The organism is Marinomonas sargassi, from assembly GCF_025716875.1.
Lineage (GTDB): Bacteria > Pseudomonadota > Gammaproteobacteria > Pseudomonadales > Marinomonadaceae > Marinomonas > Marinomonas sargassi.
The window spans coordinates 13968-31959 of the sequence record NZ_JAOVZB010000002.1; the positions used below are offsets into that span (position 1 = coordinate 13968).

Genomic DNA, 17992 nt, shown 5'->3' on the forward strand with positions numbered 1-17992 from the left:
GCCATATAAGGTTACATAGCCAAATAACCTTTCCTTTTAATGTAAGAGACCTCATGAAACTCAGTTTACCCATCATTTTAGTTCTTGGTTTGCTTTCCGGCTTAACCCCTATGGCAATCGACGCTTACTTGCCTAGCATCCCCACCATATCTCGCGATTTAGACACCAGTATTGATTTGGTACAAATGACCGTCAGTATGTACCTAGTAGTCTTTGCTTTATTGCAGATTTTGTTTGGACCTATTTCCGATGCATTAGGCCGAAAAAGAGTGGTGATAGGCGGTCTTGGTGGATACGCTGTTGGTAGCTTAGTCTGCGCCCTTGCTTTCAACTATGAAATGCTTCTCGCTGGCCGCGCATTGCAAGCCCTTGGCGGTGCCGCTGTTGCTGTATGCGTACCTGCATTGGTTAAGGACAGCATGTCTATTACTCAATTCGCTAAAGCCATGTCTTTAATCATGCTTGTGATGGCAATCTCCCCCTTAGCTGCGCCAATAATTGGTGGTGCCATTCTGACTTTTTCTGATTGGCATTATATTTTCATATTTTTAAGCGTATTAGCGCTTATTGGTATGTTCCTTTTTGCCATAACCATTCCAGAAACATTACCAGTCGAAAAACGCACTGCCTTTTCATTTGGTTCAGCTCTTAAAAACTATTATTCGCTATTAAAAAATAAATCTATTCTTGGCTACTTAAGCGCATCGGCATTTTATTTCGCAGGAATGATGAGTTTTATTACCGGTTCTGCTTTTGTTTATATTGAGCTGTACGGTGTTGACCCTGCTTATTATGGCTTTCTTGTTGGGTTAAATGTCATTGCTTTGATGATCGCATCTGCAATTAATAGCCGTTATGTAGAAAGGCTAGGCACGCAAATACTTTCTAAATACACCAGTTATATTGCCCTTATTGCTTCTGTAGCCATGATTATTTTATGTTTTATGGAACGGCCTGCTTTGGAGTTAATCATCATAACAAGTGTTTTATTCATTGGGCCTATGGGAATATTAGGTAGTGGTTTTATGGCTGGTGCATTAAGAAATGCAGGTAACAATAATGGCAGTGTTACCGCTCTAGCAGGTGCATCTCGGTTTGCTTTTGGCGCCTTGGGAGGGACAGTTGTAAGCTTGCTCCATAACGGTTCATTTACTCCTATGCTTGGAACCATCGCCACCTGTGGCATAATTTCTTTTATTATTTATAAAATAACGTCTCACTACCAAGGTGTCACAACCGATGAAGAGTCGTTATAACATTTACTCAATCCTCATCTAATGGAGACTTCATGTTAAACAGTCAAACACTTATTGATACGCTAAAACAAAACCCAACAAGCGTTCAGTTTAAAGACGTTATTAGTGTTATTGAAAACGAATACGAGTTCACGCCGACCTCATTCACAAACGGCAACCAAGCGAATGCAGCCAATGAAAACAATGGCTCTTGTAAGATATTTTCTTTTGCTGCTGTCCATCAATTAGCTGAAAGCGAAACGCTGCAATTATTTGGCGACTTTTACCGTGTTGACGTACTGCAAAACCCTGAAGCAAGCGACCATCAAAATATCCGTCAATTTATGATTCATGGCTGGTCCGGTATTAAATTTGAGTCCATTGCCCTAACACCTAAAAGCTAAACTTAGATTTACGTAATGGGCCACCTAACCCATTACGTGCTTTTCCTTACTGAGCACCCACGCTCACCAAGCCAAAAACAGGTTAACGGTTGTATTTGACTAACACTAAGTGAGATAGTGTCTCTTTCTAGGGCATGAGGTAAGTATGGAATTAGTTGTATTTGATTTAGATGGCACCTTACTTAATAGGCACCAACGCCTTTCCGATTTCACCATTGAAACCTTAGAACGTATGAAGTCTGCTGGCGTCATGTATACGTTAGCAACAGGCCGAACTCACTTCGCCGCTGCGCCCTGCATTCAAGGGCACGATTTCTCAAACTGGCAAATATTCAAAAATGGCGTTGAATGGTGGCACCCAACAGAAAAACAGTACCGTCACCAACACTTACTTTCCCAAGATAATATCGCTTGTCTTCTTTCAACATTTGAAGAAAACAATGTAACACCTTTTGTTTTTTACTTAGACGAAGATGGTACCCACAAAGTCTATCATGCACCATTAAGTGGTCCCCTAAGCGACCATATTGCGAACGAATTAGGGTCTCACAAAAACATGAGTCTTTACCCTTTAACAGAATTGCCAGATCAAACTAGGATCACCAATATCAGCGCGATGGGGGAGCCTGGGGTAATTAACAATATTGTTAGTGAAAGCCATAACCATGACCACCTTACTGCTTACTCTGGTGGCGGCATATATCACCCTAATGCCTACTGGCTAGACATACACCATAGTAATGTGGACAAAGGCTCAGCATTAATGGAACTAAAACAAGAAATGGGTGCCAATACTATGTTGGTGTTTGGAGATGGCGATAATGATTTATCCATGTTTTCGATTGCTGATGAGGCTTTTGCTATGGAAAATGCTGCCAAGCACGTAAAAGAAGCCGCCACAGAAATCATAGGTCATCATGATGAAGATGGGGTGGCCAAGTACTTAAGAAAAAGATATAACCTGTGAGCTTGAATTATCAGAACAATCCCCCATATTATATCTATGGGTAAAAAAACAGAAAAAAGACTTTACCCAACCCTCGTAATAAAACATGATGGTTAATAAGAATAATTAGTTTGGAGAAATACCATGGTTGAATTTATTTTATTCGTAGCAGCCTGTGCTGCCATTGCTTTCTTGGTAAAGAATATCCAGAACAACCTAATGCAACCCAAAACAAAGCTTCAACCGATCAAGATTGACCGTAAAGAAAAGCGTCGTCATCCTGCTCGTAAACATCAAGACTAAGCTAAGACTTTTACAATTTTATTAAAAGCCAGATTAAGTTCTACTTAATCTGGCTTTTTGCTCTGTATACCATATTCCTTCAATTTGACCGCAATTGTACTATGACTGACGCCAACCGCTTTAGCTAGGCGTCGTGAACTTGGGAAATCCACATACATTTTCCTCAATAAAGCCGATTCCCAGTGCTTAACCGTCGACTCTAAAGAGTTGTTTATCAAGCTAATTGGGATAGCGGCTTCCATGCTTGGAAAATCAATATCCTCTGCTTCCAAGTGGCTATGCGTTTTGGTTAATAGTAGCTGCGTACAAATATTCTCAAGTTCGCTAAGATTTCCAGGCCAATCATACAAAGACAATTTAAGTTTGGCCTTCTCCGAAACACTGGGAGTAGGAATACCGTGTCGTGTAGAAAGCTCTGAAAGTGTACTTTCTAGTAATCCAGCGATATCTTCCTTTCTATCTCTTAATGAAGGAATCGACAAAGACAATTTCGATAAAGAAAAATATAACGCTTTACTAAAACCACACCCTTCTAGAATTTGGGCGGTATTCAAAGACGTTAAGCCTATTATTCGGGCTTTATTTTGAACAGTATCAAAATTTTCATTAGGCTCATCACTATGAGCAAGTTTATCTAAGAGCCATGCTTGTACTGAAGGTCGAAGTTGCTGAATATCTTCAATAACCAGCCAATCGGACGACGAATAAAGTGCATCAATATTCTCAAGAGTAATGTCTTTAGCATGATGAGTAACCAGCACGGGGGTATCGCACTGTTGCTGCTCCCAATAGTCAAACATCACTTTAGAAAGACGCTTTTTACCTACCCCAAATTCCCCTTGAATCAAGACTGGGAAGTCTAATGAGCAGAAGGCTTCGGCATCAGACAAGACACGTTGCATAGCAGCACTTTTCACTTCATTCTCGCTAAAAACATTCTTGAGGCTAGTTGCTAAAGCATTGCGAGAAGCTAATGGGTGATGATCTATTTCTCGATCAAATCGGCCCGCTTCTGTTTTCACATAGACAGCAGAGGCTACTGGCTTTTTAACTCCCTCCTCATCAGCGGCTAAAATTGGATTAATTTCAAGCAATAGCTTTTGATTAGCAATGCGGACGTATTTTTTTACGCTTTTCTGAGGCCTACTCCACATGCCTTTTGAGGTATTCAGGCTTTTAACCAACTGTGAAAAAGGCACATGTAGAAAATCAGCCCCAGTTACCTTAAAAGCCGCTTCAGCCTTTCTGGTCATCATGGTGATATTGCCTTTTAAGTCCACCAGAATTGCCCCATCTGGCAGCGCTTCTAGCAAACTATACAAAGAGCTGTGCTCTTGCTCAAAAGGTGTGAACATTACTGTTCTAACATCTTTCACGCTCTCTAATCGACGTATATCGGCCAGCAGCTTTTGTAAGGTTGGAAAAGGAATATCGCTGAACCCGCAATAAATACAGCGTCGATTACTATCAATTTCTATGAGTCGTATATCAATATGAGAAGAAACTAAGAGGCTGAGAATTTCACTCACCATGCCTATTCTATCTTCACACTGTATTTCTAATCTCATCTTGATTCCTAAATAAGCTAAAACGACTTAAGCCAAAATTTACTTGGCGCCATTCAATAATAAAACATCTTTATGGGGCGCAAAGGTTTCATACAAGGGCAAAACAGCGGCACCTAATACACTGGCGGCATGGGCTGTTTGCGCAATATGAATGGGAGGTACAGGCAATAAACTATGGGACTTTTGAGTGACTTCAATATGATGAATAAGAGACGTCATTACGACTGAGGGTAAACGCCCTCCTATCAGAATAGCTTCAGCATCATACAAGGCAATCACTGAGGCCAAAGCTGGCTGTACTTCTTGCGCAACTTCGCCAGCCCATTGATCAATCAACTGCTGATTCTTTTCTTCCTGCCATGCTTGCTCATTGATAGGAAAAGCTTGCTGATTAACAATAAAATATCGTCTTAAAGAAGATAAAGATAAGGCTTCAAGCACCCACTTTCCATGTTTTCCTGTGGCAGAAGGAATAAGGCCAAAACTTCCTGCTTTTCCTGTCGCCCCAAAATAACATTCACCATTCGCCACAAAGCTACCGCCACACGCCGTACTCACAAACAGATAAAAGAAGTGTTTTGGTGCTGCTGTTCCAGCTAAGAGCAATTCATAATTCACCGCGGCTACAGAGTCTAGCTCGCTATAGCAACGCAACCCAGTGAACTCAGCCAACCACTCTTCAAATGCATTCGAAGTCCAATATTCGAGAGCGAGCTGTAAACTCGAGAGGTCACTTCTCTGATTTATGTCAGTCACTAAGCTCTCTAGCCAGCCATGCATATAATCTGGTCGGGCTAGCCCTATACCTTCCACCTTACACCAATCTGAGCCAAGAGTTTGTTGAACTTCTGCTATTAAATCCTGTGCTACTTGCTTAGCAACGATTTCCGTGGGAAAAGATACTTCACGCTCAAGTTGTAAAACACAAGCACCGCTAAAGTCGATTAAAGCAGCGCTAATATGATCTCTATCTAGATTAATACCTAGTCCATATGCTCCTTGCTCATTAATCTTCAGTTTAATAGAAGGCTGCCCACGTCGCCCCGAGACCTTACCTGCTAAACTAAGTAACTGCCGTTCCAATAAAGATGAAGTAATAACAGATATGGTTTGCGCGCTCAGCCCTGTCTGCTTGGCTAAATTAGCCCTAGAGATATCGGGAAACTGACGAACTAAATGAAGAATCACCCGCTCATTGTAAATACGACTTTGTTCAGCGGTACTTCCAAAGGATTTCATCCTATTTTTGCCCTCGTTGAAAACCATTTACTAAAATACAAATTAATAAAGCTAATTGATTTAATCACATACAGTATTCAAACTCGATAGGCTTAATTAGCATTCGCATAGCTCGAAGCTTATCATTCAATTTTTTAGCAAAATACTGTATTATACAGCCCCTAGTTTATAGGTCGGAGCCTCCCCCTCAATGCAATTAGACAAAATTGATCTTAACTTACTTCGTTATTTAGACGCCTTGTTAAGAGAGCAAAATGTCACTCACGCTGCTAACCAGCTGGGTATTACCCAACCCGCAATGAGTAATGGATTACGACGTCTGCGTGATTTATTCCACGACCCTCTTCTTGTTAGAACCAGTGAAGGCATGATGCCTACCGCACTTTCAATACAGCTGCAGCCGAGAGTGCGAAACATTCTCCAGTCTATTGATGAAGTTTTACACCTAGGTCAAAGTTTTGAAGCAGCGTCAAGCTCCCGTGTTTTTCGAATCATGGCCAGCGACTACGCTGAAGCAACACTCATTCCACCGCTTATGGAAAAGCTCCAGAATGAAGCACCAAGCGTTATTTTAGACGTGATGAATCCCAGTGATGTGAGCTTCCATGATGTAGAAAAAGGCAAGGTAGATTTGGTCATCAACCGCTTTGATACCCTGCCACAATCTTTTCATCAAAAGTCTGTTTGGGTTGACCATTTCTCTTGTCTAGTACCAGCGGATTCTGACCTTGCAGAACAATTTACCTTAGAAGACTACCTAAACGGTCGACATGTTTGGGTTAGTAAAACAGGCTTTGGCGTGGGTGTAGGAATACAACCAGAGGAAGTTCAGAAATTAGGCTGGGTAGACAGTGCTCTTGCTGACATGGGCCACAAGCGAAATATTCGCCTCTTTACCAGAAACTATAATGTCGCCATGCGTGCTACCGAGCAACTAGGTCTTATTGCCACTCTACCATCTCTGGCAACAAGACTGCTAAAAGACAGTAGTAATGTAATTGTGGTACCACCACCATTTGACATTCCACCAGTGGAATTAAAGATGCTATGGAGTCCTCTATTACAACATGACCCCGGCCATATTTGGCTAAGATCGACCATTGCCGGCTGCGCAAGAACCATTGCCGAAAATAACGATCTATAGATACACGAGCAATTTTAGACATAAAAAAACGAGCTACAGGCTCGTTTTTTTATTCAGAAATTCCACTTCCGCTTAGCTACTCATATTAAACTCTTTAGCACTGGAAACGGAGACGTCTAAATCTTTTATTAGTCCATCATCCAAACGGTAACACCAGCCATGAACATGTAGCTCTTGCTCTTTACGCCATGCATTTTGCACTATGCTACTGCGGCATACATTGGACACCTGCTCAACCACATTTAATTCACACATACGGTCAAAACGCTCTACTGAGTCTTCTATACCATCAATTTCATGCTCATGGAGACGGTAGACGTCCTTGATATGTCCCAACCAGTTATCGATCAGCCCATGGCTCTCCTCTCCCATAGCCGCTTTAATACCACCGCAGCCATAATGTCCCACCACCATAATATGCTTCACCTTAAGCACATCCACAGCAAATTGAATAACAGATAAGCAATTCAAATCCGTATGCACAACCACATTAGCAATATTACGGTGAACAAACACCTCACCGGGTAAAAGGTCAATAATTTGGTTTGCGGGCACTCGACTGTCTGAACAACCGATCCATAAATACTCAGGTTTTTGCTGTTTAGATAAAGTAGAAAAAAAATCTGGATCTTCTTCTGTTACCTTTGCTGCCCATTCTCTGTTCTTTTCAAAAAGTTCATCTAAGTTCTTAGACACTTTCTACTCCTGTCATTTTACGGTACCAACGGAGCTTTACATCCGCAGTAAGGTCAATAGAGGTAAGTTGCTTAACCGCTTCACGCCCTTCAAAGGAAGCTTTATGAATATGGGGCGTCATAACTAATAAGTTTTGTATTTCTTGTTGCGAGGCTAAGCTAAATTGATAGGTTTCGACTTGTTCACAAAGTAACTCAAAGCCCTCAATGCCATCAGCATAGGTTGGCTTATACTCATGAACACTAGGGTATAAGATTCTTCTCAACTCAATAAGGTGTTCTGCGCCTGACTCTACTAACAGTAGAAGGCCATTAGCACTTAACACCCTAGCAAATTCTTTAAATACAGGAAAACCAAACAAACACAATACGGCATCAAATCGTTCATTCGGCATAGGTAAACTGGCATTACTACCGACAATCCAGCTGGCGGTTTTATCTCGTTTACTGGCAGCAGTAACAGCCCACTTTGAAATATCTAAGCCAATCCTTTCATTAACAATGCCTTGTATTTGAAAGAGCTCACCTAGTTTATCCAAATAGTAGCCCTCTCCACAGCCTGCATCGAGTATCCGCGGAGAGTCACCCAAGGCATCTTCTGGATAAGAAGAAAAAATCGCTTCAACAACAGAGTAATAATACCCCTGATTTAGAAAGCTCTGACGGGCATTTACCATTAACTTATTATCGCCAGGGTCTTTTGAACGCTTATTTTGAACAGGCAAAAGATTTACATAACCTGTTTTTGCGAGATCAAATGTATGGCCGTTCTTACATTTAAGGCTAGCCGCATCTCGACTCAGAGGTTCTGAGTCAATCGGACAAGAAAGGTTTTCTAACGTTAGCACACAGTATCCAGAGTTTATTCGTTATCATTCAATGGGCAAGAATACCCTAATAAACAATAACAAACATCTGTTAGCCTTAATCTAAGGTAAGCATCATGCCAATATTTTGATCATTAAATATATCGGTGTGATTAAAACCATCACTTTTAATAAAGGCATCACGCTCAATAAAGGCATTTTGCTTTAAATAAGATACAAAATCATCACTACTTAGGGGTTTAGAAAAATGGTAACCCTGTACATCAAGGCAGTCGTAACTATTTAGAATGTCTGCTTGAAAAGAGTTCTCAACACCTTCAGCAATAATGTCTAGATGTAAGCTTTTTGCCATCGCAATGGTTGCTTTAACAATAGCGTCATTATCACTATCTAAACCTAAATCATTAATAAAGGAGCGATCTATTTTGAGGGCTTGAATGGGGAATTTTTTAAGATAAGCAAGAGAGGAATAACCAGTACCAAAATCATCAATAGAAAGGGTTAAACCCAATTCCCGAAAACCATGTAGTTTCTCGATCGACTTTTGGGCATCTGCCATCAACATACTTTCAGTCAGTTCCAGCTCTAAATACTGGGGGTCAACATCCGTTTCCTCAAGTATATCTCTTACCATATCCACTAAATCGGCTTGCATAAACTGCCGACTAGAAAGATTGACGGAGACTTTAATCGGAGGATAACCAGCCTCTCGCCACTCTTTAAGCTGTAGACAAGCCTTACGTATCACCCATCTGCCAAGAGGTAAGATCAAACCGCTTTCTTCTGCCAGAGGTATAAACTGATCAGGGCTGACCATGCCAAAGTCAGGGTGTATCCAGCGGATCAGTGCTTCAGCGCCAACCACGGTTTCTTCTGGCAAACGGATTTTTGGTTGATAGTGTAAAACGAACTCTTCTTGATCTATCGCCTTCCTCAGGCAACGTCCGAGAGTTAAGTGGACATTGATATTTTCAGCCATGTGCTCTTCATAAACCACTTTCATGTTATGACCAATTGACTTGGCGTGGTACATGGCAGCATTAGCACTTTTCAATAAGCCATCAACATCTTTAGCATGTTGCGGATAGCTAGCTATACCAATAGTAGAGGTAATTATCATTTCCATATTAGCAACAGAATAAGTGTCATCCGCATTACTCATAACCTTTTCTGCAATAAGAGTAAGCTCTTCTGTGCTATTTAAGTTATCCAAAACAACAACAAATTCATCACTTCCCATGTGATACAAGCAAGCATTGGATGGTAAGGTAACTTTCATCCTGTCTGCGACTCTCTGAATAAGTTCGTCACCGACTTGATAGCCGAAATTATCATTAATAACTTTAAAGCTATCCAGGTTCAAATATAGAACACCAAAATCTCGCTGGTACTTGTGCGCTGTGGCAAGGGTATTTTCTAATTGCTCGTTCAACAGATTTTTATTGGGTAAATTTGTTAGTTTGTCGTAATTCGTTAAACGATATAGAGCGCCCTCATGATTTCGTTCTTGCTGAATATCGTGGGTAAGTAAATAAATGTAGTTCGATGACTTATCGAGAGAAGTTTCCGCTTTATGCCAGCGTACACCTCGGCGGGTCGATAGCCTAATTTCCTGACTAAATCCAGAATATTGTGTCGCACCTTGGATAAAACTATTAGCCGAGCCCGACATAGCAAAGAGGTCACGAATATTCCGAATAGAACCAAATATTTCGGAAAAGTGCTCACTTGCGGTGATAAATCTTCCATCTAGCGTAAATATGGCAGCAGATAAGCTTTTAAATTGAGTTAATGGATCAAAGACTGAAGAGAAAGTGAATGGATGAGAAGCATCCATCTGGCCAGATTGTATTGGGTGAGCTTGTATAGATAAAGCTTTACGGTTGTCGTCTAACAAAGTGACTGTGCCAACCATATTATAAAATAAGCCATTCTTAGAAAAGCAAGGCGATTTTAAAGCCACAAGTTCTCCTTCCACGTAACCGTCTAAGTCACAAGAACAAGAGTCTTTAAATTGCAGATCAATAACTCGCACACCCGTTCCGATATCACTCAAAGAATGGGATAGCAGCTCTTCCGCAGCGCCATTACACCAAGGGACACTTGCATCTTCCAAGTCAAGAATCCACGAAGCTAATGAACTATTATGATGAGACAACCTAGTTAAACTCGCCATTTACATTAAATACTACATACTTCAATTAAGTTAATTAGCTTTAGCCATCTACTCACCATGTATCTGGCACTATAAAGAGAACGGTGTTTATTTGATCGTTATCATGCCAAAGCGCAAAGTGGCTAGGACGACAATCTTCGTTAATAATGCGGATAAAACTGTAAACCGACTGTAACGAAATGTAAATAGCAGAATTCAACTCATTTTCCATGGCCATCCAATGGGGCTTTTCAAGCAATTTCATATACGAAAAATTCCCTGTAATAGACGGGAAGTCAGATGCCCTGACCCAATATCCAACATCATAATTCCTACCATTTATTTCAGTTATATTATTTTCGTCTAGCGCATAATATAAACGACCAAAAATTAATAAATGTGGCTGTATCTCTTGCTCACCTACTAAGTGATGGCGTGTTTTTCGCCCCTCTTCTGTATTCAAAATCTCAAGCTGATGCTCTCTCGCCCTAGTCTCTTTTTTCAATAGGCTGTCATTTTTATTAGGCCCCACCCAATGATGAGGTGCTAAATCTTTACGCTCCAGATAAAACTTTATGGCGATTTCAAACTGATGCAGCTGTCCATCAGGAGTCTTCACAACCATATCCACTTCACCTAGCGTTCGTGTGTCATTGGCTATTTGTATGTGCTCTAGCACAACCTTAAGAGTCGATAGGTGTCGAATCGCATAAGAAAACAAAGTTTCAAAATAGCTGCCTAGAAAGTGGGACTTGCAAGAGGAGATGGCGGAGTTTAAAGACTCAGGGGAAGCATCCAACCGCATGAGTCTATCCATGATATCAGGATACCAATAGGCATTAAGGTCAAAATCTTGAACTATATAATGACCTTCCACCAGCCAAGCAAGATCCTGAACATAAGGGGAATTGAATTGATTTGGATTCACTAAAGCTCACTCAGGTGCAAATCTATTTTTATCAAGCATTCAGCTAGCTTTCTTACTTTATGAGAAGGCTTATCTTTAAACGCATCTTCGGCCATTGGCGCTATATTACAACGATTTGGCAAAGTCATCCCTTGCTCTATGAGCACTTTAAAGCGCTCTATCATGACAAACCTCAACCATTGCTCAAACGACATGGTATCAATACAAAATGGCTCCACACTCTGCATTGCATCAATACTAGGCTGCTCACAATGCCAAATCTCACATTCTTGCATAGCAAGCTGTAGATCCATTAACAAATCCGCCAAAGTATGATGGGGAGTGAAGACTTTATTCAACCTGATTTCTCCTGTAAAAAAAGGTACTATACGGCCAATTTAATTAATCTCATACCTATTAAATGATGGGTATAAGCAATTCGAGTCAATACTTTACCATGAGCAAAATAGAATCCCTTGCTGACTTATTCGAAATGGTCGGCTGCGACGTAAGCTACTATGATTTGGGGCGCAACATTACCAAAATAACACCCCAGCAAAGCGTACAATTTGACCGTAAACAACAAGCTTACCCATACCCTTTCCGTCAGCATGCTTGGTTAGCTTGCCTACTTAAAAAACCAAACGCGAAAAACATCGAAGAACAAGGGGTTATTTGGTTCTTAAAATTGCCATTAGATGAAGCAGGCTGTTTGAATTTAGGGACACGAGACCACTTCATCAAAACCATTGTCGATAAGATTTTACATAAAGGTGAAGAAGCCGGTTTATCTGAAGCACTCGAAGACAGCCCATATGTTTTCAAGCCAGATCAAGAAAGAATGGCAAGCCTACATGCTATTTTAGGCAAAGACCTTAAACAGCCGCCATCACAATACTTTGAGCAAGTGGTTGATTACCTATCCGCCACTAACTTTCAAAACAGTGATGAATGGCAAAACCTCGGTTTACAAGGCATCGCTGAACTAGCCTGTCGTGTTCATGAAAGCCAATACCAAGCTTTAATTAGCAAAGCGGTTCAATACGCTGTACCACAAATTGTGGGGCCTCTTTGTCATGCATTGGAACATGAAGTTCTACCAGATGAGCTACAAGCCTTATTCATTGAACGTCTAAACAATGAAAACGACCCTCTTATCGTCTCAAGTTACATAAGAGCCATTTCACGATCCGAGTTAAATGACCAAGTATTATTGCCTCTCTTTGCGCTTCTAGGCAGCCTCACTGAATGCAATGATGATCAAGTCCACCCTATCGCAGCACTAGCCGCGAAATGCCCTCACTGGTTAAAACAGAACCCCCAGTTACTTCGAATTGTTATGGAAAAACTGGCCCATAGAGAAGATGGCTATATCGCCTTTAAACAAGTGACGGCTGAACTCAGCCAACATGCAGATACAAAACCAGTATTGTGGAACTTATTGCGCAGCCCGCATATTAGCCAAAAGCTTGCCCAAGCAGTGAGCCATCTATTTTCAGAGACACCTAGATCTCTGCATTAAAAACATTCAATATACTGAAACCAAAAGAGCTCAATACCGCGAGGTATTGAGCTCTTTTTTCGTACTTTAAAAAAGGCTAATGCATAGATCTCACATTTCCTTTCTTACACATACTCTTACGGTGTTCTATAAATTCGTCCGTCAGCAGATATTCACCTCTGTCGGTACGAGATAATGCGCCTCGATCGATCAAAGCCGTTAGAGTCTTAGGCAACACTTTCTGACGCTTATCTCCTTTAACAAAGAAAAATTGTTCGTCCAATTCAATGAGTTCAAATCCTGATTCTAAAAAGCCAACACATAGATTCTGAGTTGGCGTTAACTTGAGTTTCATAAATCCCCTCACTTGCCGTCTCTTTAATTTGATTCTTAGGTAACTATAGCCTGTTTTAAATATAAGACAGAAAAATGCATAAAAGTTCCTAAAAAAACAAAAAAGGAGAAGATACGCTATCTTCTCCTTTTAAAAGGCCACCATGAGGAAGTGATAAAAAAGCCTTACTCTGAAAAGACTACCGTTTTATTACCATGTACTAACACACGATCTTCCAAGTGGTAACGCAAGCCTCTAGATAAAACCAACTTCTCAATGTCTTTACCGAGACGAACCATGTCTTCCGCAGCATGGCTATGGCGTACTCGTATTACATCTTGTTCAATGATAGGACCAGCATCCAAATCAGCTGTCACATAGTGGCAGGTTGCCCCAATCAACTTCACACCTCTTACAGCAGCCTGATGATATGGCTTAGCACCAATAAATGAAGGCAAGAAACTATGGTGAATATTGATCACTTTATGACGGTACTTTTCACATAGATACTCAGGGAAGATTTGCATGTAACGAGCCAGCACTATGGTATCCGCTTGCGACTCATCAATACGCGCTTCAATTTCTTGGAAAGCTGGCATCTTGTTTTCTTTCGGTACCGGAATACAGTGATAAGGAATCTTATACCACTCCACCATAGAACGAAGATCTTCGTGGTTTGCGATAACACCAACAATCTCGCAGTTTAATTCACCTGTATGCCAACGGTGCATAATATCGTTAAGGCAGTGGGATTCTTTCGTCGCTAATAGCATTACCTTAGGGCGATCTTCACTGTCTTTCACGTACCAACGCATGTTGTATTCTTGCGCTATAGGCTCGAACTCTTTACGGAAGGTTTCCACATCTACAGATAGGCTCTCAGCATCTATATCATGTCTCATGAAGAACCACTTTTGCTCTAGGTCGGTATGGTGGCTTGCTTCGATAATGGAACCTGTACGTTCATTTAAAAACTGGCTTACTGCTGCAACAATCCCCACTCTGTCGGGGCAACTAATAACCAATCGAAATGTTTTCTTTATCATATAAAAACGTTTAAACCTTTTACTATAAAAATGTTGGGCATCGATATTCGACCACCACTATTAATGGTATTACCCTAATGTAAATCAAGCCTTGTGTTTTATCACATAGCATTGATGGATTTTATTGTTGCGATCGAAGTCTAGATCCAGTGTTTGACGGGTAATGTTTGCCACATCAAACTCTTGCTCTAAAGAATCGTCTAATACAAAGCGACGATAGTTATTTGAAAAAATCAGTTCGCCTTTTTCAGATAACCTTGCCATTGCTAATCTCACCAGCTCGCCATGATCTCGCTGAATATCAAGAACATCGGCCATTTTTTTCGAATTAGAAAAAGTCGGCGGATCCATGAAGATCAAATCAAATTCATCACGACTTTGTTTTAGCCATTCGATGCAATCTGCTCGTTCTACCTGATGGTCTCGTTCAGAGAACTCATTTAATTCGATATTACGACGCGCCCATTCTGTGTAGGTGTTCGACATATCAACACTTAAACTCGAACGCGCACCACCTTGTCCAGCATGCACGGACGCAGAAGCGGTGTAACAAAATAGATTTAAGAATCGTGTTCCGTTTGCTTTTTCCTGAATCAGCTTTCGCACAGGTCTGTGATCTAAAAAGAGGCCAGTATCAAGATAGTCTTTCAAGTTCACGATGAATTCACAACCGTGTTCTTCTACCACCATTTCATGCTTAGACTGGTCTAACTTTTCATATTGTTCTTTGCCCGTTTGTCTTTGTCTATGTTTAAGAACCACATTCGACTCAGAAATATTCAGTGCTGTTGGTATCGCAGACATAACATCAAACAAACGTTGCTTAGCTTTTTCAGGGTCAACACTTTTTGGTGCCTGATATTCTTGTACGTGCGCCCAATCTTTATAAATATCAATGGCGACTGCGTATTCAGGCATATCCGCATCGTATACGCGATAGCACTGGATTTTATTATTCGCGACCCACTTTTTAAGCTTCTTAGCATTCTTTTGTAGGCGGTTCGCAAACATTTGTGCACCGGGTGACATGACAGACTTGGCCACAACGTCTTCTTTGATATTGCCCGAATGCAATGGGAATAGATATGCGCGACACTCAATACCACCATTAATAACACGAGTGCTCTTTTCTGGACGAGCCGGTATTTGGCGAGCTAATTGTTCGTTACTGGTCAGCATCATCAACTGCCAACCACGAGCATGGTTTACAACCCACTCTCCTAACTGGCTATAAAGAGCAATAAGAGCCATCTCATCGCCCAAGCGTTCACCATAAGGTGGGTTAGTAATAACCAAACCCGGGGCATCAGGCACAATATCAAACTCGTGTTCTTGGAAAGGCGTCATCGACACTTCTACCACACCAACTAAACCGGCACGCTTAATATTTTCGCGTGCAGCAGCAATGGCTTTCTGCTCTCGATCCGTACCTTGGAAGCGAATACCTAGTGTTTTAGGATCTTTTTTGCGGTTTTTCGCAAAATCCATCAACTGTTGCCACATTCTGTGTTGATGTTGAGACCAGCCTTTAAATCCCCAATACTGACGACGTAAACCCGGTGCAATATCTAACGACATAAGTGCCGCTTCAACAAGGAAGGTCCCTGAGCCACACATAGGGTCAATCAGTTGAGTTAACTCACAATCCGTTCCCCAGCCAGCTCTTAACAACAAACCAGCAGCTAGGTTTTCTTTTAATGGTGCCATGCCACCATGTTGACGGTAGCCACGGCGGTGCATACTTTCACCGGATAGATCTATACTGACAGTCACCACATCGCGTTTAATGCGTAATGCGATACGCAGATCTGGTTGTTCTTTTTCAACACTTGGGCGTTCGCCCGTTAAAGCGACAAAGTAGTCTGCAATAGCGTCTTTTGCGCGCACTGCACCAAATTGTGTATTACGAATATGATGGTTAGTACCATGGCAATCAATCGCTATGGTGTTCGTCGCCTTCATATGGTCCGACCACGGAATGGCTTTTACCGCATCGTATAGGTCATCTGCGGATTCCATTTTGAAATTCGCAATCGGCAGCATCACTCTTGTTGCAACACGAGACCAAAGACAGGCTTTATAAATGCCCTCTAAATCCGTCGTTAGCTTAACCTGCGCTTCGCCTAAACGAGTTTGCGTTAAACCTTCCCTGTGTAATTCTTTTTCTAGAACATTTTCTAACCCTAGGGGACAGGTTATTTCTAAGGCATATAGCGAGTCTGCTATCTCCGGCGTCTCTAATATCGTGCTCATTTTAAAGTTACTTTTTAAGTGTCTATGAATATTCAAAAAAGAAGGCGAGATCAAGCCTCGCCTTCTTCACAAAACGCCAATAAAAGTGGCGCTATTAAATTTAATAATTAAATGCCTAAATCACACTCACGGAAGTATGCATCCGTACTGGCTACTGCTTCTTTAATCAATTCTGGGCCTTGATAAATAAAGCCTGAATAAATTTGCACTAGGCTCGCGCCAGCTTGTAATTTTTCAACGGCATCTGCACCACTTGAAATACCACCAACACCGATAATGGGAAGTGTGCCTTTCAAGTGCTCTGCTAGTGTTTTCACCACATGAGTAGAAGCGTCGCGAACAGGTGCACCGCTCAAGCCGCCCGCTTCTTCGGCAAATTGATGGCCAGCGACTGCGTCGCGAGATAAAGTCGTATTGGTCGCTATAATACCATCAACCCCTTGTTCAACTAAGGTGTCTGACACTAACTTTATTTCGTCATCCGTCATATCTGGTGCAATTTTCACGGCCAAAGGAACACGCTTACCATGCTCTGCTTCATATTGGTTACGAGCCGCAATCAAGGGCGAAATCAACTCTGCTAAACTTTCACCAAATTGTAGGCTACGCAAACCTGGCGTATTCGGTGAACTGATATTAGCCGTTATGTAATCCGCGTAAGGAATAACAGCCGTTAGACAAGCCAAGTAATCCGCTGCCGCACCTTCAACAGAGGTGGTTAGATTCTTACCAATATTGACGCCTAAAACACCAGGGTAATTATGGGATTTAATTCGAGAAACAAGATGATCTACCCCTTTGTTATTAAACCCCATACGGTTGATAATGGCTTCGTGCTCAGGCAAACGAAATAATCTAGGTTTAGGATTACCAGCTTGCCCTTTTGGAGTAATAGTACCGACTTCTACAAAACCAAAACCTAAAGCCCCTAATGCTTCAAAAGCATCGGCATTTTTATCCAAGCCAGCTGCTAAACCAACCGCGTTGGGAAAACGTAGTCCCATCACTTCCACTGGAGAGGCTGCTGGCAAACCACCTAACAACTTATTTACGCCAAGTCGGCTACTTGCTGCTAAAAGGTCTAACGACAATTCATGGGCGACTTCTGGGTCCAGTTTAAAAAGCAATGAGCGAGCGAGGTTATACATGTTAAAGGCTCCTAGAGAGTTAAGGTGACTATTTAAGCTGAGTCACACCAATCAATTTATTATTGTCGTCAAATTCTACTTCAAAAAAACCATTTATCCCTTGGTGCGTTAAAAAACGTTGAAAAGACGCTAATGGTAGTTGGACTTTTCGGCCATCCAAACTATGTGCCACTAGGTTCTTTGCTGCACCTGAGTATAGAGCTTCATATTTAAATACGGGTAAAGCCACATTCAATACAATTTTTGCCATTCTTATTCCTAATATTCGCTTACCTTTGCCAACATCA

At 41.4% G+C, this 17992-nt stretch carries 18 protein-coding genes; 6 read left to right on the forward strand and 12 right to left on the reverse strand.

Annotated features, from left to right (window positions below):
* Positions 1 to 53 precede the first annotated feature (53 nt).
* From OFY17_RS04545 to OFY17_RS04560, 4 genes are all read left to right on the forward strand, one after another.
* Entirely contained in the window at positions 54 to 1256 is a 1203-nt protein-coding gene (locus OFY17_RS04545; protein WP_263529537.1) for a Bcr/CflA family multidrug efflux MFS transporter, read from the forward strand.
* Positions 1257 to 1288: 32 nt separating this feature from the next.
* Complete coding sequence (locus tag OFY17_RS04550; RefSeq protein WP_263529538.1) at positions 1289 to 1639, forward strand: HopJ type III effector protein; 351 nt, start codon at positions 1289 to 1291, stop codon at positions 1637 to 1639.
* A gap of 145 nt (positions 1640 to 1784) precedes the next feature.
* On the forward strand, positions 1785 to 2606 hold the full coding sequence (locus OFY17_RS04555) for an HAD family hydrolase (RefSeq protein WP_263529539.1): 822 nt from the start codon (positions 1785 to 1787) through the stop codon (positions 2604 to 2606).
* A gap of 123 nt (positions 2607 to 2729) precedes the next feature.
* Positions 2730 to 2888, forward strand: coding sequence for a hypothetical protein (locus tag OFY17_RS04560; RefSeq protein WP_263529540.1), 159 nt, complete (start codon positions 2730 to 2732; stop codon positions 2886 to 2888).
* A gap of 44 nt (positions 2889 to 2932) precedes the next feature.
* On the opposite strand, the gene OFY17_RS04565 is transcribed toward OFY17_RS04560, so the two are convergent.
* Together OFY17_RS04565 and OFY17_RS04570 are read right to left on the reverse strand one after the other, a co-directional pair.
* Entirely contained in the window at positions 2933 to 4456 is a 1524-nt protein-coding gene (locus OFY17_RS04565; protein WP_263529541.1) for a TyrR/PhhR family helix-turn-helix DNA-binding protein, read from the reverse strand.
* A 39-nt stretch (positions 4457 to 4495) separates the two neighbouring features.
* Positions 4496 to 5695 (reverse strand): ROK family protein, encoded by a 1200-nt coding sequence (locus OFY17_RS04570; protein WP_263529542.1) that lies wholly within the window; start codon positions 5693 to 5695, stop codon positions 4496 to 4498.
* A gap of 190 nt (positions 5696 to 5885) precedes the next feature.
* Here OFY17_RS04570 and OFY17_RS04575 point away from each other — a divergent pair, with 190 nt between their 5' ends.
* Entirely contained in the window at positions 5886 to 6839 is a 954-nt protein-coding gene (locus OFY17_RS04575; protein WP_263529543.1) for a LysR family transcriptional regulator, read from the forward strand.
* 72 nt (positions 6840 to 6911) lie between these two features.
* Here OFY17_RS04575 and can read toward each other — a convergent pair whose 3' ends face one another.
* The 5 genes from can to OFY17_RS04600 form a co-directional block, all read right to left on the reverse strand.
* A complete protein-coding gene (gene can, locus OFY17_RS04580; RefSeq protein WP_263529544.1) occupies positions 6912 to 7535 on the reverse strand; it encodes a carbonate dehydratase in 624 nt (207 codons plus the stop codon).
* Positions 7528 to 8382: a putative RNA methyltransferase gene (locus tag OFY17_RS04585; protein WP_263529545.1), complete on the reverse strand. Its 855-nt coding sequence runs from the start codon at positions 8380 to 8382 to the stop codon at positions 7528 to 7530. The genes can and OFY17_RS04585 overlap by 8 nt, the downstream gene beginning before the upstream one ends.
* A 76-nt stretch (positions 8383 to 8458) precedes the next feature.
* Entirely contained in the window at positions 8459 to 10477 is a 2019-nt protein-coding gene (locus tag OFY17_RS04590) for a putative bifunctional diguanylate cyclase/phosphodiesterase (protein WP_263529546.1), read from the reverse strand.
* A 112-nt stretch (positions 10478 to 10589) separates the two neighbouring features.
* A complete protein-coding gene (locus tag OFY17_RS04595) occupies positions 10590 to 11444 on the reverse strand; it encodes a DUF1853 family protein (RefSeq protein WP_263529547.1) in 855 nt (284 codons plus the stop codon).
* Positions 11444 to 11782, reverse strand: coding sequence for a YqcC family protein (locus OFY17_RS04600; RefSeq protein WP_263529548.1), 339 nt, complete (start codon positions 11780 to 11782; stop codon positions 11444 to 11446). Before OFY17_RS04600 ends, OFY17_RS04595 begins: the two co-directional genes overlap by 1 nt.
* Before the next feature lie 98 nt (positions 11783 to 11880).
* Here OFY17_RS04600 and OFY17_RS04605 point away from each other — a divergent pair, with 98 nt between their 5' ends.
* A complete protein-coding gene (locus tag OFY17_RS04605; RefSeq protein WP_263529549.1) occupies positions 11881 to 12945 on the forward strand; it encodes a DUF3549 family protein in 1065 nt (354 codons plus the stop codon).
* 76 nt (positions 12946 to 13021) lie between these two features.
* On the opposite strand, the gene OFY17_RS04610 is transcribed toward OFY17_RS04605, so the two are convergent.
* From OFY17_RS04610 to OFY17_RS04630, 5 genes are all read right to left on the reverse strand, one after another.
* Positions 13022 to 13279 carry a formyltetrahydrofolate deformylase gene (locus tag OFY17_RS04610; protein ID WP_263529550.1) on the reverse strand — a complete coding sequence of 86 codons (258 nt, stop codon included), beginning with the start codon at positions 13277 to 13279 and terminating at the stop codon, positions 13022 to 13024.
* Between the two features lie 164 nt (positions 13280 to 13443).
* On the reverse strand, positions 13444 to 14301 hold the full coding sequence (gene purU / locus OFY17_RS04615; protein ID WP_263529988.1) for a formyltetrahydrofolate deformylase: 858 nt from the start codon (positions 14299 to 14301) through the stop codon (positions 13444 to 13446).
* A gap of 87 nt (positions 14302 to 14388) precedes the next feature.
* The gene (gene rlmKL / locus OFY17_RS04620) at positions 14389 to 16557 is read right to left on the reverse strand and encodes a bifunctional 23S rRNA (guanine(2069)-N(7))-methyltransferase RlmK/23S rRNA (guanine(2445)-N(2))-methyltransferase RlmL (protein WP_263529551.1); all 2169 of its coding nucleotides are present in this window, start codon (positions 16555 to 16557) and stop codon (positions 14389 to 14391) included.
* 107 nt (positions 16558 to 16664) lie between these two features.
* Entirely contained in the window at positions 16665 to 17705 is a 1041-nt protein-coding gene (locus OFY17_RS04625; protein ID WP_263529552.1) for a quinone-dependent dihydroorotate dehydrogenase, read from the reverse strand.
* A 28-nt stretch (positions 17706 to 17733) separates the two neighbouring features.
* Complete coding sequence (locus tag OFY17_RS04630) at positions 17734 to 17955, reverse strand: DUF2835 domain-containing protein (RefSeq protein WP_263529553.1); 222 nt, start codon at positions 17953 to 17955, stop codon at positions 17734 to 17736.
* Between the last annotated feature and the right edge of the window lie 37 nt (positions 17956 to 17992).